This window comes from Desulfobacca acetoxidans DSM 11109 (assembly GCF_000195295.1).
In the GTDB taxonomy this organism is placed as follows: Bacteria; Desulfobacterota; Desulfobaccia; order Desulfobaccales; family Desulfobaccaceae; genus Desulfobacca; species Desulfobacca acetoxidans.
Map to the genome: position 1 here is coordinate 2,566,763 of NC_015388.1, position 21,731 is coordinate 2,588,493.

Here is a 21,731-nt window from a genome sequence, read left to right on the forward strand (position 1 = left end):
ATTAATAATAAAAAGATAATGCGAATATGGCCAAAAAATGCCTGGTTGTGGGTTTATTCTGAAGCTATCATGCGGGTTGCAAGCCTATTGCCGATCAATGTCTTACGGGCAAGTTTCCCTCTTTTGATTTTTAAACTCAAAAAGATTCACCTCTCAAAATTTGCATGATTGATTTTTCTATTGATTCTGTGCTATCGTACTAGCTGTCACCGCCTTGATGGCAGTATGACCTCATATCGAAAGCCAGCAGGAGGAGAGAAAAGGAGACTGTTATGCCAGAATGCCCAGGGTGCCAAACCCCTTATGAGGAAGGTCAGCATTATTGCAAACAATGTGGCAGGGATTTAAGCATCGAACCAGCCCCCACACCCCGCTGCCCCCGCTGCGGCGCTGAGGTGACGGCGGAGCAGAATTTTTGTCACGAATGCGATGCCCCTTTAAAAGAAAAGCAGATGTCACCAGCCTTCGCGATCAATAAGAATTGGTTGTTGGCAGGAGCAGCGGCGATCGGAGTAATCATCGTATTGATTGTGGTCATACAATTCACCCGCCAGACCTCTCCACCGCCGGATAAACTTGCCGAATCTCCGGTATCTCAGGAGGCGCCCACCCCGCCTGGCGTTAAACCCGCCCAGCCATTGGGACCTAAGGCAACGGAACCAGGAATAGTTCCCAAAACAGATATTTCCGGTCTGCAAGCAGACTTGGAAAGGGTTTTAAACAACCTCAAAGACGCCAATTTGAACAAAGATATCCTGCTTTACATGAGCACAATTTCCCTACTCTATCCGGAAATGGATAAAAAACGGCAGGATATCTTAAAAAATTGGGAGAAATTCGACTTCAAGAGCATGACCTACACCGTCTCCAAAATCAGAGACCTGGGCGACAATGACGCGGTAGCGGAAGTAAACTGGAGCACTTTGAGTCAGAATCGAGCCAATAAAAATCTGCAGACCGATGACTTCCGTTACCGGGTGTGGTTTGCCAAGGAATTAGGACAGTGGAAAATTAAAAAGATAGAAGAGATTGAGGATTGAGCTGAAAGGAGAGAACCATGGCACCATACCGGTTTTGGTCCATGCTGGCTGTTTTACTTGCCCTCGCCGCGATTAACTTCCTAGATTTGCGCCAGAGCGAGGCGGCAGGACCTTTCTATGTTATTGCCGGGGAGGCTTATCTGAGGGAATGCCCCGGACCTGATTGCAGCGTGGTTTGCCGATTATATCGCTCCGATCAGGTGGAGTATTTAGATACCAATGGTTACGGCTGGTGGAAGGTACGCGCCCTGCGGAATAACGCCGTTGGTTGGATGACCGCCGATCTGCTTTCAGCGGTAACCCCCACTCCCCCACCCTCCCCGCCACCCTATCCGGGCTATTATTATATCAACGCCTCCCGAATCAATCTGCACACCTACCCGATGTATTCTTCCGGGGTGACCGGCGTAGTCCAACTTAATGAGCGGGTTGAAAAATTGGGTGATTCGCCGCAGGGCTGGGCCAAAGTGCGAAGCCTCCGGAATGGCAGCGAAGGGTGGCTGTTAAGGGGATATCTCTCTCTAGAACCAGTTTCCTACCCGCGGCGATCATATACGACGAAAAAAAGAAGCCGACCTGCCGCACCAACCCAGAAAAAGGAAGAAGAGAGCACCCCGTCCACTGAAAAGGCCAAACCCATGTAGCATACCTTGATTACCGGTGCTCCCATTTTCCGGGAGCACCACTACCCTTGTGAGAAGGCCTCCAACCCGGACTTTCCGGCGGCGACCTTGCCAACCGCCTCAGGTTTTTCCTTTGTTTCTCAAGATATTCATGATAACATCTTATTTTTAAAAATCCTTATTAAGATTATACTCCAAATCCGGAAGGCGGTTATGGAACTTGTCCTGATTCTGCTGGGCATCTTCAGTTCGTCCTTTCTTGTGGCATTGTCAGGCGCCCTTATGCCAGGACCCTTATTGACGTATACCGTGGCGGAAGCGGCGCGGCGGGGTTTCTGGGTCGGCCCGGTAATTATCTTAGGACATGGGGTCCTGGAACTCGGACTGCTCATCCTCCTCTTGCTGGGTATCGGCGCGATTATTAATCAACCTTTGATCATGGGGGTCATCGCCCTTGCGGGAGCATGTATTCTCTTCTGGCTGGGATACGAACTCTTTACCTCGGCGCGCCACGCTCGTCTCAGCTTTGATGCCGAAGATGTCAAGACTCTCTCCCCTTTCTGGGCCGGTATCATCATGAGCCTGTCCAACCCCTACTGGCTAATCTGGTGGGTTACTCTGGGATTGGGATATGTTCTCTTTGCGTCGCAGTACGGCCTCTGGGGCGTGGTTTTTTTCTACATCGGTCATATCCTGGCTGATTTAGGTTGGTACAGCCTGGTATCCCTGGCCGTGGCCCAGGGCAAAAAGTTCATTTCCGACCGGGTGTACCATGGTTTTATGGTAGTCTGCGCCCTCTTCCTGATGATTTTTGGCTGTTACTTCGGCTACCAGGGCGTCAAGACGCTCGTCGGAGCCTAAAGAAAGGCCAGCGTACGGAAAGACAATGATCAGAGGGCAGGGGCAGTGCCAAGAAAGACAAATACAGGCATCATACCGGAAACCGGCAATCGACAAGTCCCTCTCATCGGTTGTAGGTAAATTATATTTAATATTCGTTAGTTAGGTGAAATCCAGATGATCCAGAAAGTTATGAGCGTCGGCATGTTGGAATCGAATTGTTATATTTTGGGGGATGAGCTTACCCGAGAGGCCGTAGTAATCGATCCGGGTGGAGACGGCCCCGATATTTTGGCAGTCTTGCAGCAAGAGAACCTCAAACTCAAGATAATCATCAACACCCATGGCCACTTCGACCATGTCGGCGCCAACCAGGAACTTAAGGAGGCTACGGGAGCACCCATTGCCATCCATACGGCCGACGCCGACATGCTGAATCAACCCTCTGCCGAAGCCTTATTTTTTACCGGGGGACGGTTACGGCCCTCTCAGGCCGATATATTATTGAAAGAAGATGACATCCTCGAATTTGGGGAGTATCAGCTAAAGGTCCTCCACACCCCGGGACACACCGTGGGTGGAATCTGCCTGGTCCTGCAGAACGAACCCATAGTCTACGTAGGCGACACCCTGTTCGCCGGCTCCATCGGTCGGACCGATTTCCCGGGCGGTTCCTACAATGATCTGATCGCCTCGGTGCGAACCAAGATTTTCCCTTTGGGAGATCATTATCTGGTTATGCCAGGTCATGGGCCGGCCACCACGGTAGGCCAGGAACGGCAATATAATCCTTTCTTTTAAAAGATCAACACCTTTTAAACCTCTGGCTATCTCTCGGAAACGAATCCATTTGGGGCCAAAGGAGCTTTAAATTGGAAAGAGGGAAACAAAACTTGCGGATCCAAGTATATTCCTGCTAATATGCTATGTTAGCCATCTTGCAAGCTAAAAAGATTATTTTGGGCGTCACCGGCGGCATTGCCGCTTATAAGGCGGTAGAATTGCTCCGCCGGCTGATCAAAGCCGAAGCTCGGGTACAGGTGGTGATGACCAGGAGCGCCCAGGAATTTGTCGCGCCGCTCACGTTCCAGGCTCTATCCGGGGTTCCGGTGCGCACGGCGCTCTTCGGCGTAGATGCCGCCCCCTTGGAGCATATCTCCCTGGGCCAGGATGTCGACGCCCTGGTAATTGCACCTGCTACCGCTAACATTATCGGCAAAATAGCCGCTGGCTTAGGCGATGATCTTCTTACTACCGTGGTTCTGGCAGCTACCCGACCTATCCTGGTCTGCCCCGCCATGAACGTCAAGATGTACGAAAACCCTGTGGTGCAGGAAAACCTGGAACGCCTCAGGCTGCGGGGGTTTCACCTGATGCCGCCTGATTCGGGAGAAATGGCCTGCGGCGCTTATGGGTCTGGCCGGTTGCCGGAGCCTGCCGACATCGTCGAGGCACTGGCAACGCTGTTGACCCCCAAAGACCTACAGGGACGCCGCATCCTCGTGAGCGCCGGCCCCACCCATGAAGACCTGGATCCGGTGCGCTTTTTAACCAACCGCTCGACCGGTAAGATGGGCTATGCCCTGGCACAGATGGCCAGACGGCGCGGTGCTGATGTCTGTCTGGTCAGCGGCCCTTCTTCCCTGGCGGCGCCCCTGGGAGTGGAACGCCTCATGGTGAGATCGGCGCTGGAGATGCAGCAGGTGTTGTTGGAACGATTCCCGGAAACCGATGCCTTGTTGATGGCCGCAGCAGTGAGCGATTATCGGCCGGCCAGTTTTGCCGGTCAGAAAATTAAGCGGGGCGGCGACGAAATGATCGTCCGACTTACCCACAACCCGGATATCCTGCAAAGTTTGAGTTCCCTCAAAACCAGACAGGTGATGGTGGGGTTCGCCGCCGAGACCGAGGACATTTACACCCATGCCAGACAGAAATTGGAACGCAAACATCTAGACCTGATCGTGGCCAACGACGTCAAGGCATTGAATTCCGGTTTTGCTGTAGACACCAACCAGGTAACCATCATACACCGTTCGGGACAGGTGGAACCGTTGCCGCTGCTCAGCAAAGCCGCCGCCGCCGACCGGGTTTTGGATCGCCTGGTCGCTTTGCTGGACGCCCCTTTGGTAAGGTGATGCCCCGATGTCTGCGACAGCTCAAGAGGAGTTGCACCGCCTGACCGTCACGCTCAAGGAATATGTGCGTTATCAACAGCGTCTGGGCCTGCGGTTGGTGGAGCATATCTCAAAACCCATTGTCGCAGAGCCGGTCGTAAAGTCCGAGTCGATCCCGGCTCCGGAATTAACTCTGCAACCGGCGTCGGAGGTGCCACCGCAGGAGGTGATAACCCTGGAAGAGGTCAGGGCCGAATTGGGCGACTGTCAGCGCTGCAAGCTCTGGCGAACGCGCACGCACCTGGTCTTTGGCGCTGGCGACCCCCACGCCCGTCTGGTTTTCATCGGTGAAGCACCGGGTGAGGCTGAAGACCGGCAGGGTGAGCCTTTTGTCGGCCGGGCCGGGCAACTCCTGAACCGGCTGTTGTCCAAACTGGAGATCAGCCGCCAGGAAGTTTATATCACCAATATTAATAAGTGCCGGCCTCCCAATAATCGAACCCCGGAGGCTGACGAAATTGCTGCCTGTCGGCCCTTTCTATGGAAGCAGCTCCAAGCCATCAGGCCACAGGTTATCGTTACCCTGGGGGCAGTGGCTATCCATGCGCTTTTGGAGACGAAAGCGCCTTTGAACCGACTCCGGGGACACTGGCAACAGTGGCGCGGTATTGCCGTCATGCCCACGTTTCACCCCTCCTATCTCCTTCGGGTGCCTCAGGAGAGGGTCAAAACCTGGGAGGATATGCAGCAGGTACTGGCCCTTTATAGACCTTCAAAGGATTAATCGGCAGGTGTTAGGACTACCGGTCCAAATCGCTAAACTTGATTGAGTTGAGTAAATGATTAGACCATCGCAGAATCCTTGCTGCCTCACTCGGCGGGCTGCCATGTATAAAGCATACCGGCGTTTCCCGGTGGTGATCGCTATGGTCGGGATCTGGTTGCTGGTCAGCGCCGGGGTTTATCCGGCAATGAGCTCTGAGCAGGCCCCCGGACAGATATATATCCTTACGGCTGCGGGATCGATTAATCCCGGTCTGGCCGACTTTATTCTGGAAGGCATCCGGAGTGCGGAGAAGGCCCAGGCCGAGGCTTTGGTGGTACAGTTAGACACTCCAGGCGGTTTGGACACTGCCATGCGTCGGATTGTCCAGGGTATCATTAACGCCAAGGTTCCTGTCGTGGTGTATGTTGCCCCCAAAGGCGCCCGAGCCGCTTCGGCTGGATTGATGATTACTCTGGCCGCTCATATCTCTGCGATGGCGCCGGGGACGAACATTGGCGCCGCCCATCCGGTGGCCATCGGCACCCAGAAACTCGACAAGGTCATGGGAGCAAAAGTGATCAATGACATGGTCGCCTATGTCCGCTCCCTGGCCGCCGACCGGGGCCGCAATGCTGATTGGGCCGAAAAAGCGGTCCGTCAGAGTGTCTCGGTTACCGCCGGTGATGCCCTAAAGTTAAAGGTTATCGACGTCCTGGCCGATGATCTTCCAGATTTACTAAAAAAGATCGACGGTCGGTCGGTGCGCCTAACCCAGGATCTTAAAACGCTGAAAACAGCCAAGGCCTCGACGGTTTTTATCACCGAAGGACTGCACCATCGCATTTTAAAGCATCTGGCCGACCCCAACATCGCCATGATCCTGATGATGGTGGGGTTGGCCGGGCTGTATTTTGAGTTGGCCCATCCCGGAGTGATTCTGCCCGGGGTGATTGGCGGTATCTGTTTACTGCTGGCATTCTATGCCTTTCAGACTCTGCCGGTGAATTTTATCGGCATCCTTTTGATTATATTGGCCTTCATCTTTTTTCTGCTGGAAATTTATGTTACCAGTTACGGTATGCTGTCAATAGCCGGGATTATCTCCCTGGCTTTAGGCGGCATGATGTTATACCGCAGAGAGGAACTGGAAGTGGGGGTTTCACTCGGTGTACTACTCACCACCGTTGTGGCGGTGTCAGTCTTTTTCCTGGCCGTTGCCTATCTGGCAATGCGGGCCCAACTCCGCAAACCTTTGACTGGCATGGCCGGTCTGGTGGGAGAAAGGGGAGTAGCCCTGATTGATCTCAACCCTAACGGCAAGATCCTGGTACATGGAGAGTATTGGGAGGCTCGGGCCGAGGAATTTATTCCCCAGGGCGAGCCGGTGGAAGTTGTGCAGGTGGATAATCTTAATCTCTTGGTACGTCGAGTCTCACAACCCGCGAAAGGAGGAGTATAATGGGGTTTTCAACTCCGATAATTCTGTTGGTACTAATTGTCTTCTTTCTATTCAGCGCCATTAAAATTCTCAACGAATATGAACGTGGCGTGATCTTCCGGCTCGGTCGGGCCCTGCCGGCGGCCAAAGGTCCCGGCGTCATCATCCTGATTCCCATAATCGATCAACTACGGAAAGTCAATCTCCAACTGGTTACCTATGATGTTCCTACCCAGGACGTCATCACCCGAGACAACGTCAGTGTGAAGGTCAACGCCGTGGTGTATTTCCGGGTAATGGAACCGGTCAAGGCTATCATCGAGGTCCAGGACTATTTTCAGGCCACGGCTCTTTTGGCACAGACGACCCTACGGAGCGTCTGCGGTCAATCGGAGCTGGATGAACTCCTGAGCTTTCGGGAAAAGATCAACCTGAGGCTGGCGGAAATACTGGACCAACACACCGACCCCTGGGGAATCAAGGTAACCCTGGTAGAAATCAAGGCCATAGACCTGCCTATTGAGATGCAGCGGGCCATGGCCAAACAGGCAGAGGCGGAGCGGGAACGCCGGGCCAAGGTCATTGCTGCCGAGGGCGAGTTTCAGGCTGCCACCAAGCTTTCGGAGGCAGCGCAGATCATGGCCGCTGAGCCGATTACCCTGCAGTTGCGGTATCTGCAGACTCTCCGGGAAATTGCCGCCGAAAAGAACTCCACGACCCTCTTCCCGATCCCCATCGATCTGCTCACTCCCTTTATTAAGCTTGCGGACAGACTAAAAACTGATTAAAATACGCCATTGATAATAATATAAGGTGGATATTTATGGGAAAGAAAGAGAGAAAAGAAAAGAAGGAAAAGCCCCTAGATCGCATGACAGCCAAAGAACTCCGGGAACATGCCCTGTCTCTAGGAGAAATCGTTGGTGTCCACGGCATGAATAAAGAAGAACTCATTGCCGCTATCAAAGAAATCAAAGGCATTACGGATGAGGGAAACAAAAAGGTCAAAACCGTTAATGTTCGAGAACTGAAAGAAAAAATTAATCTGCTGCGTCAGGCCAAACTGACCGCCAGCGAAGGTGGAGAAGGCCGCGCCCGGATCAATGTCTTGCGCCGAAGAATTAACCGCCTGAAAAAAAGAACTCGGAAAGCCGCTTAGTTACCTGCAACCATCTACCAAAAAGGTGCGTCCGCTATGGCGATCGAAGAAAAGCAGCCCCAAGGCGGCAATGAGTCCAAAAACAGCCACGAGTCTTCCCATCCGGGACCGGCAGAATTAAAAATTTCGGCCATCGGCACCGATAAATCGTTTCCGAAGGGCAGTATTATCGTCCGACAGGGTGATAGTCCGGATAACTTTTATGTCATCCGGAAAGGGTCAGTGAAGGTCTTCCGTCTCAGCTCCGAGGGCATCCGCACCGATCTGACTACTTTGGGACCGGGGTCATATTTTGGCGAGTTGGCTATTATTACCCGCCAGCCCCGCACTGCTTTTGTCGAGGCCGAGCAAGACACCCTGGTTACCGAGATCAGTCGGGAGGAATTCGAACAATTATTGGACGATAATCCTCCTCTGGCGAGACAGATCATCAGACAATTGACCCATTGGCTGGTGGAAGGCGACCGGCGCCTGGAAAAGCAGGTCGTACAGCAGGTGCGGCTGCGGGAAATATCCTTCTTCGATTATGTATTGATATTGGGCCTGAGCCTGATTTTTGCCCTCGGCTTCAATTTTTATAACGATAATCAGATTCCACTGATCGAGGGCTGGGGCGTGCCTGATTCAGTCACCACCATCTCCGTAAAGGATGCCCTGGAACGCTACCAGAAAAATGAACTCACTGTTATTGATGCCCGCAAAGACGGCTTTTTTCAACAGGAGCACATTAAGGAAGCAGTAAATTTCCAGGTAGTCTTTTTCGATCTGATGTTCCCCATGTACCGATTTACCTTGGAACATAAACAGGTAACCAAGGATTCACCGATCTTAATCTATGGTGGGACGTTCAGCCGCCGTTTTGATGTTGACCTGGCCCTGGCCCTTAAAAGCCGCGGATATGATAACGTCATGGTGTTGGACAATTATGGCGCCTGGCGGCATGCCTTTCCCCTCGAACATAAAGCCGTCAAGCCCCCGCCGCCCATGGATCTGGGATGGGCCGAATATCTTGAGTGGATCCCGGTTTCCATCTTTGTATTGCTGCTGCTGCCTCCGGTGCGCCGCAGCCCGTATCTCTCGGCCTTTTGCCGCCTGATTTTGGGAATCATCTTCATTCAGTTTGCTTTAAGCAAGATTATGCGGCCAGCGGTTTTTGCCTTGAACGTCGTGGATTACCAGATGATGCCCGCTTTAGGGGTGAATCTTTGGGCCCTTTTCCTCCCTTGGTGTGAACTGGTTTCCGGCCTCTTCCTCCTCCTGGGCATCCGCACCAGGGCCGCGGCCACAATTATTGGCGGTATGAATATCATGTTTATCACGGGGTTGGCTAACGCCATCATCCAGGGATTCCCCATCAACTGCGGTTGCGTAGGTGAAACCGGTGAACCCGTTAATTGGTGGAAGGTTTTGAAGAATACCGGGATGTTGGTCATGACCATCCAGATCTTCCTCTATGATCGCCTCTTTGTTCTGGATCGAGGCGGTTTTGTCTGGCGGGAAAGAAGAATATGAACAGAACCCTTTTCAAACTGATGGCAGCCCTGGGATTGGTCCTAGGCCTGCTTATATTAAGCAGTTGCGGTGAATCCCGGACCCCTTTTGTGGGTTCCTATAAATCCGATGCCCCCCTCGGCGGCAAAACATATGTTGAACTCCTGCTCCGGGACAATGGCGAAGCTGATTGGACCATGGTGGAGGAGAATAAGACCTTAAAGTTCAAATGGCGGGTAGAAGACGGTCGTGTCTGGTTGTACACCAAAGAAGGCGGTATCATAATCGCCACCCCTACGGATGGCGGCAGGCATCTCTCCGCCGACCTGAGCGGCGATTGGCATCCTGGCTGTCCGCCCGAGAATTGCCTTACTTTTACCCGTCAGAAGAAGTAGAATAAGGTTTGCCGGTGAATATACGCCTTTTGAGACTGGCGCTCCTGGGTTGGTTTGCAATAGGATTGGGTTTCACGCCACAGCCCGGCTGGGGGCAGGAAAACGATCTCATTATCACTCGGTTGGGTTTGAGTCAGGTGCGTGGCACTTCTTTGTTGACCATCATGCTCAATCGTTCCGCCCAACCCAAGGTTTATCCCGTATCGGATCGCCGGTCCCCCCAGTTACTGATTGATTTTCCCCAGGCTAGAACCCTGGATCTGCCTCCAAATCAACCGGGAGATCATCATCTAGTTCAACAGGTGCGTCTGGTGGCCCTTCCAGGCGGCCAGGGGGTAAGGATCATTATGGATATCTCTCCCGGACAGCCATATGTGTATTGGCGCCTGAGTCGGGCTGGGACCAGTGGCGGCTATATGTATCTGGTCGGACTGAAACCTGATCTCCAGAGCGGCGGCTCCCCTCCTGGCCTGGCGTTAGAAAAACGCTCATATGCCGGCTCTCCGCCCCCACCCGCTGCCGATGCCTCCCGCCGGCCGGCTGCTTCAGCCCTTTCTTCTGAGAATCGGACCTTGGCTGCTGGTGGTGCCACCTCAACGGCCACCTCAGAGTATCAGCAACCCTCATCCAATTCTATGCTTGAAATTGCTCAATTGCTGCCCCAAGCCGGGCCGGTGCTGGCTCTTTTGGAACAAAAGGGTTGGCAGGTCCAAGAAAATACTACCGCACGTGGTGGCGCCAAGGAATCCCGCAAATTTGCTCTCTCCAGTACGCAATATCCTGATCTGTCGGTGATCATTGAATATATCCCCGGGCACCCTGAAGTCTCCCCCGACATCGGTGTACTGGCTCTGTCCACTAATAATTATACCAGTAGTGAGGCCCAGAAATACAAGGAAATGAAACGTTGGGATATGCCCACCATCAAAAAACATTTTGAAGACATCGGTGATTATTACGACGACGGCCTCAAACCTCTGCGCCTCATCCTGCGTGAACAGACCAAAGCGACGGTACTTAGAAACTATGAATTCTATCGGCAGTATCTTCAGACGGCGGTGCCGCAGCAATCGAATTTACCTGAAACTATCCTGAAACACACTCAGGAAAAGGTGAACAAGCGTCTGGAAGGAGTACAATACACCGAGTCGGAAAATCCTTTGGTAATCTATGACCAGGTGGATTTTTATTCCATCCGGATTTATTACGTGGGGAAATAACTACTTAGGCTATACCTCCTGAAAAATTTGATATCTTAGGAATTCCTGATAGGGTCGGGTCCGTGGCCCGCCCCTGCAGGCCTTATTTTTTCACCTCCCGTCCCTTTTCTACCCATCCCTTACACCCCATGAGATTCTCCATTAATACTATCATTGCATGTTTTTCTGTGTGAAATAAGGATTAAGGGGTCATTTATTGGACATTCGCTCTTTCCCCCTTATTTTACTATTAATTTATTCTAAAATATTTTCCTAGAGTCGGTTTTTAGACAAATACGGTTTAATTTTCTTAACTATTCAAAATCTTTTATATACTTACACAGTAAGAAAGTGAAGGTTATCCATTGTTAGCACTTGACTGATTAACAAATCCATGAATCTTCTTGAAACCGATTTTTGGCATATGACTTGCTGATTTCCACTTGAAGACTTTGCCTACCCCGCCGGCAGCGATTCCACAAACACGCCGCCGGAAAAATTCTTTTTATGAAGACCACCTGGCATCGTTGCAACCGGAAAGTCAGGTTAAAGGTTCTGAGCAGATGACAAAGGCGTGCTTTAGTCCGGTGCAGCAGCCCATAGACGCAACCCAATGATACCAGCCGGAAAACCTATCCCTATCAGCCTCTTGGTGCTCAATGAGGATATCCGCCGGCATATGCAGATTATTCTGGAGCGGAACAACTTCCAGCCGGTGATCATAGCCAATCCCAGTGAATTGCTGCTTGAATTAAAAGAGCGCCAGAATCCTATTATCTTTATCGATTGGGAGGCTGAAACCCAGTACGGGCCGTCTATCATCATGAACATCAAGGCCGCCTGTAAGGAAGGTGGGATAATCTTCCTTTACGACAGAGAGCATCGCAATCTTATCCGAGAAGTCATGCAACTCGGGGTCTACGGCTGCATCCTAGATCCGTATAATGAATGGGAAATTCTTACCATGGTGAAACATCTTCTCACCAAAAAAACTGCCAAACCCGACCGCCGTAAGAAACCGATCACAAATCACTGACTTCTCACCTGAAAAGTTCAAGATTCAGAGTCGAAAAGCGGTAGACAAAGGCCTGAAGATTCTCGAGGGAAATCCGATCTATCTGTTTGAAAAGGATATGCTGCGGGAGAAAAAAACACCTTACCCTGCCGCCAGCCGTGCCCCCAGCCTGGAGTGCCGTTTTTTAGTCTTATCGTTATGTATTGCCATGGCCAATGCCTTCTTGGCCCCGACTATGACTACGAGCTTCTTGCCGCGTGTCACCGCCGTATAAATCAGGTTGCGCTGCAGCAGCAGATAATGCTGGGTTACCATCGGCAGCACCACCGCCGGGTATTCCGACCCTTGAGATTTGTGTACTGAAATAGCATAGGCCAGGACAATTTCGTCCAATTCACCGAAATCGTATATTACTTCACGGTTCTCAAAGATAATCGTTAATTCTTGCATCTCTTGGTCAATGCGGCTGATGCGGCCGATATCGCCATTGAAGACATCCTTGTCATAGTTATTCCTGATCTGCATCACTTTGTCATTGACTTTGAACATTCGCCCCCCACGGTCAAGTCCCGGACCGTCGGGGTTGAGTTCCCGCTGCAGAGTCTGGTTGAGCATTCCGGCCCCCACCACGCCCCGATGCATCGGCGTAAGGACCTGAATATCCTCCACCGGATCAAACCCGAAACGCTTCGGTATGCGCTCCTTGACCAATTCTAGAACGAGGTGCAGGACTTCTTGCGGTTCTTCCTGCTCCAGGAAGAAAAAATCAGCTAATTTGTCGGGCTCGGCTTTCCATTGCGGCAACTGCCCGCGGTTGATCCGGTGGGCGTTGACGATGATCAGGCTTTCCTGGGCCTGCCGAAAGATTTCGGTTAGCTCGACTAAAGGAATTGTGCCGGAAGCGATCAGGTCGCGGAAGACATTGCCCGGACCCACCGATGGCAGTTGGTTGGCGTCGCCTACCAGGATGAGGGTGGCCCCCCGAGGTGTAGCCTTCAAAAGGTGGTGCAGGAGGACAACATCGATCATGGAGGCTTCATCGATGATCAGCAGGTCGCAGGGCAAGGTCTTTCCTTCGCTAACCTGAAACCCACCCTTCTGTTGGCTATACTGCAGCAACCGATGAATGGTCTTGGCCTCCCAGCCGGTGACCTCGCTCATGCGTTTGGCGGCCCGACCGGTGGGCGCCGCCATCATGACATTCACCCCCAAGCGCTCCCAAATCTTCAAAATAGCGTTGATGATAGTGGTCTTGCCGGTACCCGGACCGCCGGTGATGAGAAGCACCTTATGACGCAAAGACATGGTAACGGCATCGGCCTGCTGGGGCGCCAGAGTGAGGCCCAGACGCTCCTGCACCCAGGCGAGGGCCTTGGCAGGCTCTATAAAAGGGAGCTGCTGCTGGGCTTGCATCAAGGCCTTAAGGCGTTTGGCGGCATTAGTCTCGGCGAGATAAAAACCGCTCAAGTAGACGGGCCGCTGGTCTTGATCCAGGGACTCCTCGACCACAACCTCCTGCCGAAACGCCAGACGGCTGAGTGCCTGGACAATCAACTGCTCCTCGACTGCCAGAATCTCACGGGCCTTTTCCAACAGCGGTCGATAGGGAAAGAATACATGTCCTTCGTTACTCACGTTCTTTAGGGTATGGAGGATGCCAGCCTCCAATCTGGCCGGAGTCTCTTTTTCAAAACCCAATTTCATGGCAATGCGGTCGGCGGTAAGAAAACCGATGCCGAAGATATCGGCGGCCAGTTGGTAAGGATTTTCCTGCATAACAGTGACGGCCTGGTGCCCGTACTGCTTGAAGATCTTGGCTGCATAGGCGGTGCTGATGTTGTGCGTCTGCAAGAACAGCATCACCTCCCGGATCTGTTTCTGTTCCTCCCAGGCCCGCTGGATCATCTGGCGCCGCTTGGGACCGATGCCCTCTACTTCTGCCAACCGCTCAATCCCGGTCTCAATGATATCAAAGGTCTGGCCCCCGAATTTCTGGACGATGCGCTGCGCCATAACCGGTCCGATTCCCTTGATAAAACCGGAACTCAGATATTTTTTCATACCAGAGGCAGTAGCCGGAGTCATGGTTTCGTGCTCGGTGAATTTGAACTGTTCACCGTATTTGGGGTGGAGACTCCATTCTCCCTTTAAACGCAGCCCCTCGCCTGCTTTGGGCGCCAACAGGTGGCCGATTATGGTCACTAGATGTTTTTGACCGCGCACCTTGAGTTGAGCTACCACAAAGCCGGTGTCTTCACTAAAAAACGTGACCCGCTCAATCTGCCCCTGAAGTTCCACCAGCATCTCATAGCTCTTAAAAACAATTTCTTGTAAGCAGTCAGCCTGATTAAATTATCCTGATTAGCCCAGTCTCGCCTTAAGACGCAAAAACGGCCCACCATCCGAGACCTTGACCCATTCCTTATGTCCTTTGCCGCACATCCCCAAACCGGAGATCTGCACCTGCGGGCCAACCATAGTAATGGATTGCAGCAGGTCAGGAACATATCCGGTGACGATGACCGGTGAGAAGACGCTGCCGGTCAACTTCCCCTCTCGAATCTCTTCGGCATACAGTCCTTCCAACTGTATGCCCCATCCTTTGGGATCTTCCATGCCATTGGAGGGATGATCCAAAAAATAGCCAAATTTGATATCCTGCAGCATCTCTTCGAAGTCCCGGTTTCCGGGACCGAAATAGGTATTGGTCATGCGGGCGTAAATCTTGTGGGCATAGGATTCCCGGCGACCGTTGGGAGTACGTCTCAAACCCAGGCGGAGGGCCGAATTGAGATCGGTAATAGGACACTTGAGAACGCCATTCTCAATAATCCTGGTCTCCTCTGCCAATCTGCCTTCGTGATCAAAGAAAAAGCTGGCCGCCTGTCCCGGTAACGCCGGCGAATCAGACAGGTTTACCAGAGGCGAGGCCACCTGATGACCCAGATATTCCTGACCACGGGAGCGCCGTTCCAGGAATAAATCTGCTTCCGTACCATGGCCAAAGGCCTCGTGCGCAAAGATGCCGGCAAAATCGGGTGAAAAGATACAATCATACATACCGGGAGACAGGCGCGGCGCCGTGAGAATCCGTCCCGCATCTCGGATCAGACGGCCCTGTTCCTCTTCCTTGATATAGGTATGTTCATACCCTCCCAGATAGCAATGCCCACCATGCAGACATGCCGTCCGATCCCCCTCCCGCAATACTACCTGGGCTACCATTTGGGTACGGGGCAGTTCTTGATAAAGGCTGCGGGTACGGTTGACAAATAATTCCCGACTCCTCGTATGGGAGTAGAAAACCGTGGCATTGACAACCCTGGCATCCCGAATCTGGAGATCATCCCTGATGGTTTTGAGAGTAGCCATTTTCCGGCGCAGAGGAATCTGTTCCGGCGGGGTCGCCATGGCCGCCGCAAAATCCTGGTTTAATGCCACGCCTGGATCGATATCGAGACCCACGTCTACAATCCCTTCCATGAGGGCAGTCTTGACCAGCTCTTCGGCCCCGGCAGTTAACCGGTCACAGAATTCAGAGGTTCCAATGCCGTTAAGAGCATACTCCATAAAAGCGCGGCCGGTAAAAACTGTTAATACCACACCCTGTTGCCTTTCGAGGGCTTCGGCGCGAGCCTCCCGACTGTCCAGCAGAAGTCGTTCTCCTACCCTGTCCTGCACCCAGGCCGCGGCATACGGGACGGTAGCTTCCATCTGCCGTACTAAATTTTTCAAGATAAATCTGAGTTCTTTTATTTCTGTCATCTGTCCGGCTACTCCAAAAATTGCATTACAGGTATGATAACTTAGAATTGGAGTGTCAACAAAGGAAACCGAAACGTTTACCACCTGCTAAAAGTCATCATGTTCTGAGGAACACCACGAAACATGAAAACAGAACCGTAGTAGCTGCTCACAATAATGCTTTTTCTGCTCACCGCCCACTGTTTTCATACAAATTTTTTTCTCATCGACCATGTTAAATAAAGCGGCGGCCATGGACCGCCCTATTCCCATTTTCGATATTTCATTGACAATTTACTCATAGGGCGGGCCGCGCCCGCCGTCTTTAAAAGCACTGTCTTCCTATAAATTATACGATATACTTTCTTTCTGGCCGTTGGCCGGATGCTGATACCCTGCTTCGGCTGATATAATATTTTCTAACATATCCAAGTAATTATTTCACCAAAAGGAGAGTCTATGCCCCAGGACTGTATTTTCTGCCAGATTGTCGCCGGACGGGCGTATGCCGAACGTCTCTGCGAAACCGATCGAGTTATGGCCTTTTTAGACATTGCCCCGGTACATTATGGGCATGCCTTAGTGATTCCCAAGGCACACTTTGAAACATTTCTGGACCTGCCAGATGAGCTATGGCTGGAGATGGGACAGGTCAGCCGCCGCCTGGCCCTGGCTTTGCAAAAAACCTTATACGCCCGGGGATTTAATCTCGGTATGAACAATTACGAAGCCGCTGGCCAGGTAGTGTTTCACGCCCATTTGCATGTCATTCCACGGTACGTCGATGACGGGTTGCAACTCTTTCCTCAGGGTCTCTATCGAGGACAGGACATGGCCAGTGTCGCGCGGCAGTTACGACAGACCTTAGGCAACCTCTGACCACAGCAGGTCGTTTAATCGCTTCGTATCAGGGGACATAGGCACGGCGCAGCCATCCAGGGATGAAACCGGCATGACTCCGATCAGCGAGTTGGCCAGCCAGACGCCCTCGGCTCTGGCCAGGCGCGCCAAGGATGCCGGACTGACCTGAAATGCAACTCCCTGTCCTCTCAAGGCCCGCTGCAGCACCGCTAAGGTCACGCTCGGTAAGGCGCTCGGAGCCAGAGGCCGGAAGAAAACGCCGTTTTCCCGCCAGAAAATTCCCGTGGCCGCCCCTTCCGAAACGGTGCCGTCCGCTTCCAGGATGAGTCCTTCCCGGGCCCCCCGGTCCAGGGCATACTGCCGAGCTGCCAGGCAGAACAGGTAGTTCAGACTCTTGCATTGCCCCAAAAAACTGCTGCGTCGTTCTGCAAAACTCACCACCGGCCAGCCCTGTCGATACTCTCCTGGTGTGGGCGGTGTATAAGGCCGAGCCGAGATAATCAACGTCGGCCGGTCGGCCCGGGGCAGACCCAATTCCGGTGCCTCTCCCCGCGTGATGATAATCTTTGCTGCAGCTATCTGGTTTTTTAGGCCATTCCGAGCCACTAGCTCTCGCAAATGCTCTCCCCAGGGAAAGTCGGGGGGTAGAGTGATTCTGAGGATGGCGGCGCCATCAGAGAGGCGTGCCAGATGCTCAGCCAACCACCACGGTCGTCCGGCCTCGGCCCTGATAGTCTCAAACAAACCATCACCATAAAGCAAACCCCGGTCCTGGACCGAGATTTTAGCTTCAGAAAGGGGCAGGAATTGCCCGTTCAGGAAAATATCCATCTCCAAAAAACTCTTTCATCTGCCCCGGATCGTGGTAGACATGCTACCTCTCGACCAGGCTCAGTTTGACATCCTCACAATCCTAAGGCATTCAGTTGCAGGGTAATGGGTTTGGCGTCGGCGCAAGGACCTGAAAATTGGATCGGTCCAGGAAAACGATAATGATCTTCCTGGGCCCATTTTATCCGTTCCTGGGCCAGAACTTTAAAGGCCGGGCTGTCAAGATCAACTTTCTGTTTGGCAATGACCAACTCCAGGCGACCCCGGCGCTCCTCCAAGTGCATCAGCGGGGCCAGGGGAATGCCGATAGGTCGCCACTGTTCCAGAGGCTTATGCACATCCTTAATGGCTGCCATGTAGCCGGTGCAACCGTTGGCCAGAAGGGTAAAAGCGGTAACACCCAGGTTATAGCCATAATCGCAATCGAACTTCGTGGGAAAGGTGCCGCGGCCATCGTAGCCGTAGTAGTGGTTCTGGTGTTTAAAGGTTCCCTTGTAAATACCCTTGCCCCGCTGTTTCCGGAGATAGGTGGCCACCATATCCAACAGAATCCGTTCGGTGCGGACCTGAGCATATTGGAAATTGCCATGGCTGTCACGGGGCAGAAGCAGACCGCGCTGAAGTTCGGTGGGCAGGCCTAAAAAAACCCGGCTGTCATAATCTCGCCAGATGTCGTGATTATCAATGAGCTGCACCTGATCTTCGAAGGGCAGTTTGTGGAAGGATTCTTCGCCCACGGCTTCTTTGTCGTAGCTGGCAATGATATAGCTGATCTTTATAATCAATACGTTGATCTCATGGATAAATTCTAAGATCCCCTCCGGTATCAGGATAGTGCCGTAGTTCATACCGCGGCGGGCCCGTTCCACAATGACGTCGGCGATGAGGCGAACAACGTTATGAATGGTGAGTTCTTTATCTTCGATCTCTTCGCCGATCAGGATGACATTGGGATGGGTCTGGAGCGCTACTTCCAGGGCAATATGGCTGGCGCTGCGTCCCATAAGCCGATTAAAGTGCCAGTACTTGAGATCGGACTTGCAGTCAGAATTCAGATTTCCGACCTCGGTGGCAAAGGACATACAAGCCGAGTGGTAGCCGAACGGGACCTGGAGCAGTCCGGGAACCTGCAGGTCGCCGTCGATAGTTTTGGGGACGCCGATAACCTGAACCCCCAGATCACGCATATCTTCCGCTAAAAAAGCGGCATTGGTGTTGGAGTCGTCACCCCCCACCACAACGAGGCCATCCAGCTGTAGATCGGCGCAGGTCTGGCGGCACTTGGCCATCTTATCGGTATTGTCGATCTTATCACGGCCGGTGCCCAACATGTGAAAACCGCCGGAATTCTTGTATTCGGAGATTATCGCCGCGTCAATATCCTTATATTTTTTGGTGATAATGCCTTTGGGTCCGGCCAGAAAACCGATGATGGCATTGTCAGGATGGGCTCGCTTGGCCGCCTCAAAAACCCCGGCAATGACGTTGTGCCCGCCCGGAGCCGGACCGCCGGAAAGAACAATGCCAATACGGCGCGACTGCTCCTGCCTGGCACCACCTGGGATGATATCCACCAGTCTGTTTTCGCTCACAAAAGGCAGCTGCTCGCGCGTGGCCTTTAAAACTTCCAAGGAAAACCCGTCCAGAGACCGTATACTCCCTGAACCTTCCCGAAACGCTGGTATCAAGGGAGGTTGGTAGACCATACGCTCCAGCCTGACAGGACTGTCGTTGCATAATAGACTGACAATTGGATTTTGCGGATTCTGGGGAGCAATATTCTTATCGGTCATAATAGGAACTCCTTGTGCTAAAAACTGGTCTAACTTGACAGTCTAGACGCCTTCAGTGACAGATTGAGGACAGATTTTCCTCAAGGTATCCCGAAAAACCTGAAAGCTCTTCGATATCAATCCCATTGTCGCATCTCAGATGCCATTATAACCACATACGGCCTGATCTTTTCAAGGTTTTTCGGCCCCACCCCTTTAACCTTGAGCAAGTCATCGACTTTTTTAAAAGAACCGTGTTCTCGGCGAAAGGTGGCGATCCGCTCGGCCAGCACCGGGCCGATGCCCGGAATAATTTCCAGATCAGCCGCAACGGCCGTATTCAGGTCAATGGCAAGTCCCAGGGTCAACAGATCATTGCCCGACATGCGCCCCGGAATAACAGTTCGGTCTGCGGATAGGATAACTTTGGAACCGTTAGGAAGTGGCTGCCGTGGGTATAGGTAATCATCCCGACCCCCAGCCGCATGCCAGACTTCCTGCCAGGTAGGCATAGTTGAAAAATTATGGACCCCAGGGCGAGGTAGATCCCCGGCAACCTCAAGGAAATAGTTATATTGTGGTACAGCGGGGACAGAGGGAGTGCGCCAGACCAACCCCGCCTGCCAGACCCACAATCCGGCGAGGCAGAGGCCCAAGACCGCAATGATGATCTGGTGCTCTCGGGGTAGCATGACTATTTGAGAGAATCGCAGTTTAAACCGCTTTTACTACCGAGTGGCGGTCGGTCAACCACCCCTGTAGGCATTGTTTCTAAGAGGCCACCCCTAAACTGGGATGCTCATCCTTGTAGAGCTTGTAGTTGATACTGTCTACCAGGGCCAGCCAGGATGCCTCGATGATATCATGGGAAACGCCAACGCTGCCCCAACGGTCGTGGGCATCCCGCGATTCGATGAATACCCGCACCTTGGCAGCAGTGCTTCCGGTAGCACCGGGCAGGACCCGAACTTTATAATCTTCCAACCGCATCTCTACCAGTCGGGGGTAGAACCTGATAAGGGCTTTAAGCAGGGCGTTGTACAATGCATCGACCGGACCGGTTCCCAGGGCGGCAGTATGTACCTCATTCAAACCCACACGCACCCGTAACGTCGCTTCCGGAACCGGCGCCTCAATATCCCCTACTTTTTGGTCGACGATCCGGTAACTTAACATCCGAAAATAATCTTTCCCCTTTCCCAGCGAGGCGAAGACCAGCAACTTCAGGGAACCGTCGGCCTCCTCAAACTGGTAGCCTTGAGATTCCAATTCTTTCACCTTGCTGAGAATAGTCTGCAAGATGTCTGCTTCTTTAAGCTGATGCCGATTTTGGGTGAGTTCTCTGATCTTTTCGGCTGCCGCCTGCACAGCGGCATCGTGATCCGCCGGTTTCAGCCCCAGGGTCTGGGCCAGGAGAAAGATATTACTCTTGCCGGACAGGTCCGACACCGGAAAATTGCGGAAGTTGCCCACCAGCTCGGGCCGGATATGTTCATAGGCCCTCGGATTAAGCTTGACGGCGGCGGCGTGCACGCCGCCTTTGTGGGCAAAGGCGCTGCGCCCGACATAGGGCTGATAACGGTTCGGACTAATATTGGCGATTTCGTAAACAAACCGGGACAATTCCGACATCCGCCTGAGATTGTCGTCGCTGACACAGTCCAGACCCAGTTTTAACCGGATGCCGGGGATGATGGAGCAAAGATTGGCATTGCCACAGCGTTCGCCGAAGCCGTTTACTGTCCCCTGCACCTGACTGACCCCCAATTCCACTGCGGCCAGGCTGTTGGCCACTCCCATCTCGCCGTCGTTGTGGGCATGGATGCCCAAAGGCGCCTCGGGAAACCGGGCTTGCACCGCTTTGATTATTTCCACTACCTTTGAGGTCAGGGCGCCGCCATTGGTTTCGCACAACACCAGGCAGTCGGCGCCGCCGGCCAGAGCGGCTTCCAAAGTCTTGAGGGCATACTCAGGATCAGCCTGAAACCCGTCAAAAAAATGTTCGGCATCATAAAATAGCTCCTGCACATGGGGCTTGAGATACCGCAGAGAATGGGTAATGATCTCCAGGTTACGTTCCAAGGTAGTTCGCAACACCTCTTTAACATGTAGATTCCATGACTTGCCAAAGATGGTGACTACCGGCGCCTGGCTGATGAGCAGCTCCTGAAAGACCGGATCAGACTCTGGCGGCCGGTCTTTGTGGTGCGTACTACCAAAGGCGGCGATCAGGCTGCTATCCAAATTGTAGTTGCGGATCTCGCCAAAAAAATCTCGATCCCTCGGATTGGCCCCCGGCCAGCCGCCTTCAATATAATGAATGCCTATCTGAGAAAGCTTTTCGGCAATGCGGATTTTATCCGCCAAGGATAAGCTAAAGTATTCAGCCTGAGTGCCATCCCGCAACGTCGTGTCGTAGATTTTTACCCGCCGCATTTTC

Annotated in this window: 20 protein-coding genes; 14 read left to right on the top strand and 6 right to left on the bottom strand. The window is 52.7% G+C overall.

Annotated features, from left to right (window positions below; translation table 11 throughout):
- The first annotated feature begins 272 nt into the window (after positions 1-272).
- The 13 genes from DESAC_RS11515 to DESAC_RS11575 all read left to right on the top strand — a co-directional run bounded on the left by DESAC_RS11515 (position 273) and on the right by DESAC_RS11575 (position 12,104).
- Positions 273-1,040: a zinc ribbon domain-containing protein gene (locus DESAC_RS11515; protein WP_013707245.1), complete on the top strand. Its 768-nt coding sequence runs from the start codon at positions 273-275 to the stop codon at positions 1,038-1,040.
- A 17-nt stretch (positions 1,041-1,057) separates the two neighbouring features.
- The gene (locus DESAC_RS11520; protein WP_013707246.1) at positions 1,058-1,684 is read left to right on the top strand and encodes an SH3 domain-containing protein; all 627 of its coding nucleotides are present in this window, start codon (positions 1,058-1,060) and stop codon (positions 1,682-1,684) included.
- A gap of 192 nt (positions 1,685-1,876) precedes the next feature.
- The gene (locus DESAC_RS11525) at positions 1,877-2,524 is read left to right on the top strand and encodes a LysE family transporter (RefSeq protein ID WP_013707247.1); all 648 of its coding nucleotides are present in this window, start codon (positions 1,877-1,879) and stop codon (positions 2,522-2,524) included.
- A 156-nt stretch (positions 2,525-2,680) separates the two neighbouring features.
- Positions 2,681-3,304 (top strand): MBL fold metallo-hydrolase, encoded by a 624-nt coding sequence (locus DESAC_RS11530; RefSeq protein ID WP_013707248.1) that lies wholly within the window; start codon positions 2,681-2,683, stop codon positions 3,302-3,304.
- Between the two features lie 125 nt (positions 3,305-3,429).
- The gene (gene coaBC / locus DESAC_RS11535) at positions 3,430-4,641 is read left to right on the top strand and encodes a bifunctional phosphopantothenoylcysteine decarboxylase/phosphopantothenate--cysteine ligase CoaBC (RefSeq protein WP_013707249.1); all 1,212 of its coding nucleotides are present in this window, start codon (positions 3,430-3,432) and stop codon (positions 4,639-4,641) included.
- 7 nt (positions 4,642-4,648) lie between these two features.
- On the top strand, positions 4,649-5,404 hold the full coding sequence (locus DESAC_RS11540; protein WP_013707250.1) for a uracil-DNA glycosylase: 756 nt from the start codon (positions 4,649-4,651) through the stop codon (positions 5,402-5,404).
- A 103-nt stretch (positions 5,405-5,507) separates the two neighbouring features.
- On the top strand, positions 5,508-6,845 hold the full coding sequence (locus DESAC_RS11545; RefSeq protein ID WP_148231240.1) for an NfeD family protein: 1,338 nt from the start codon (positions 5,508-5,510) through the stop codon (positions 6,843-6,845).
- Entirely contained in the window at positions 6,845-7,612 is a 768-nt protein-coding gene (locus DESAC_RS11550) for a slipin family protein (protein WP_013707252.1), read from the top strand. The genes DESAC_RS11545 and DESAC_RS11550 overlap by 1 nt, the downstream gene beginning before the upstream one ends.
- A 35-nt stretch (positions 7,613-7,647) precedes the next feature.
- Positions 7,648-7,983: a Rho termination factor N-terminal domain-containing protein gene (locus DESAC_RS11555; RefSeq protein ID WP_013707253.1), complete on the top strand. Its 336-nt coding sequence runs from the start codon at positions 7,648-7,650 to the stop codon at positions 7,981-7,983.
- 36 nt (positions 7,984-8,019) lie between these two features.
- The gene (locus DESAC_RS15390) at positions 8,020-9,495 is read left to right on the top strand and encodes a cyclic nucleotide-binding domain-containing protein (protein ID WP_013707254.1); all 1,476 of its coding nucleotides are present in this window, start codon (positions 8,020-8,022) and stop codon (positions 9,493-9,495) included.
- A complete protein-coding gene (locus DESAC_RS11565; RefSeq protein WP_013707255.1) occupies positions 9,492-9,869 on the top strand; it encodes a hypothetical protein in 378 nt (125 codons plus the stop codon). Before DESAC_RS15390 ends, DESAC_RS11565 begins: the two co-directional genes overlap by 4 nt.
- A 14-nt stretch (positions 9,870-9,883) precedes the next feature.
- Positions 9,884-11,089, top strand: coding sequence for a hypothetical protein (locus DESAC_RS11570; protein ID WP_013707256.1), 1,206 nt, complete (start codon positions 9,884-9,886; stop codon positions 11,087-11,089).
- Positions 11,090-11,681: 592 nt separating this feature from the next.
- On the top strand, positions 11,682-12,104 hold the full coding sequence (locus tag DESAC_RS11575; protein WP_013707257.1) for a response regulator: 423 nt from the start codon (positions 11,682-11,684) through the stop codon (positions 12,102-12,104).
- Positions 12,105-12,224: 120 nt separating this feature from the next.
- On the opposite strand, the gene recD2 is transcribed toward DESAC_RS11575, so the two are convergent.
- Both recD2 and DESAC_RS11585 read right to left on the bottom strand, forming a co-directional pair.
- Entirely contained in the window at positions 12,225-14,387 is a 2,163-nt protein-coding gene (recD2, locus tag DESAC_RS11580) for an SF1B family DNA helicase RecD2 (protein WP_013707258.1), read from the bottom strand.
- A 57-nt stretch (positions 14,388-14,444) separates the two neighbouring features.
- Positions 14,445-15,848 carry a TldD/PmbA family protein gene (locus DESAC_RS11585; RefSeq protein WP_013707259.1) on the bottom strand — a complete coding sequence of 468 codons (1,404 nt, stop codon included), beginning with the start codon at positions 15,846-15,848 and terminating at the stop codon, positions 14,445-14,447.
- A 438-nt stretch (positions 15,849-16,286) separates the two neighbouring features.
- Here DESAC_RS11585 and DESAC_RS11590 point away from each other — a divergent pair, with 438 nt between their 5' ends.
- The gene (locus DESAC_RS11590; protein ID WP_013707261.1) at positions 16,287-16,706 is read left to right on the top strand and encodes an HIT family protein; all 420 of its coding nucleotides are present in this window, start codon (positions 16,287-16,289) and stop codon (positions 16,704-16,706) included.
- Here the strand turns inward: DESAC_RS11590 and DESAC_RS11595 are convergent.
- The 4 genes from DESAC_RS11595 to cimA form a co-directional block, all read right to left on the bottom strand.
- Positions 16,692-17,519 carry an aminotransferase class IV gene (locus DESAC_RS11595; protein WP_013707262.1) on the bottom strand — a complete coding sequence of 276 codons (828 nt, stop codon included), beginning with the start codon at positions 17,517-17,519 and terminating at the stop codon, positions 16,692-16,694. The two genes, DESAC_RS11590 and DESAC_RS11595, sit on opposite strands and share 15 nt — an antisense overlap.
- Before the next feature lie 74 nt (positions 17,520-17,593).
- Positions 17,594-19,312 (bottom strand): diphosphate--fructose-6-phosphate 1-phosphotransferase, encoded by a 1,719-nt coding sequence (locus tag DESAC_RS11600; RefSeq protein ID WP_013707263.1) that lies wholly within the window; start codon positions 19,310-19,312, stop codon positions 17,594-17,596.
- Positions 19,313-19,428: 116 nt separating this feature from the next.
- Entirely contained in the window at positions 19,429-19,983 is a 555-nt protein-coding gene (locus DESAC_RS11605) for a ComEA family DNA-binding protein (protein WP_041283956.1), read from the bottom strand.
- A gap of 79 nt (positions 19,984-20,062) precedes the next feature.
- Positions 20,063-21,727 carry a citramalate synthase gene (gene cimA / locus DESAC_RS11610; protein WP_013707264.1) on the bottom strand — a complete coding sequence of 555 codons (1,665 nt, stop codon included), beginning with the start codon at positions 21,725-21,727 and terminating at the stop codon, positions 20,063-20,065.
- Between the last annotated feature and the right edge of the window lie 4 nt (positions 21,728-21,731).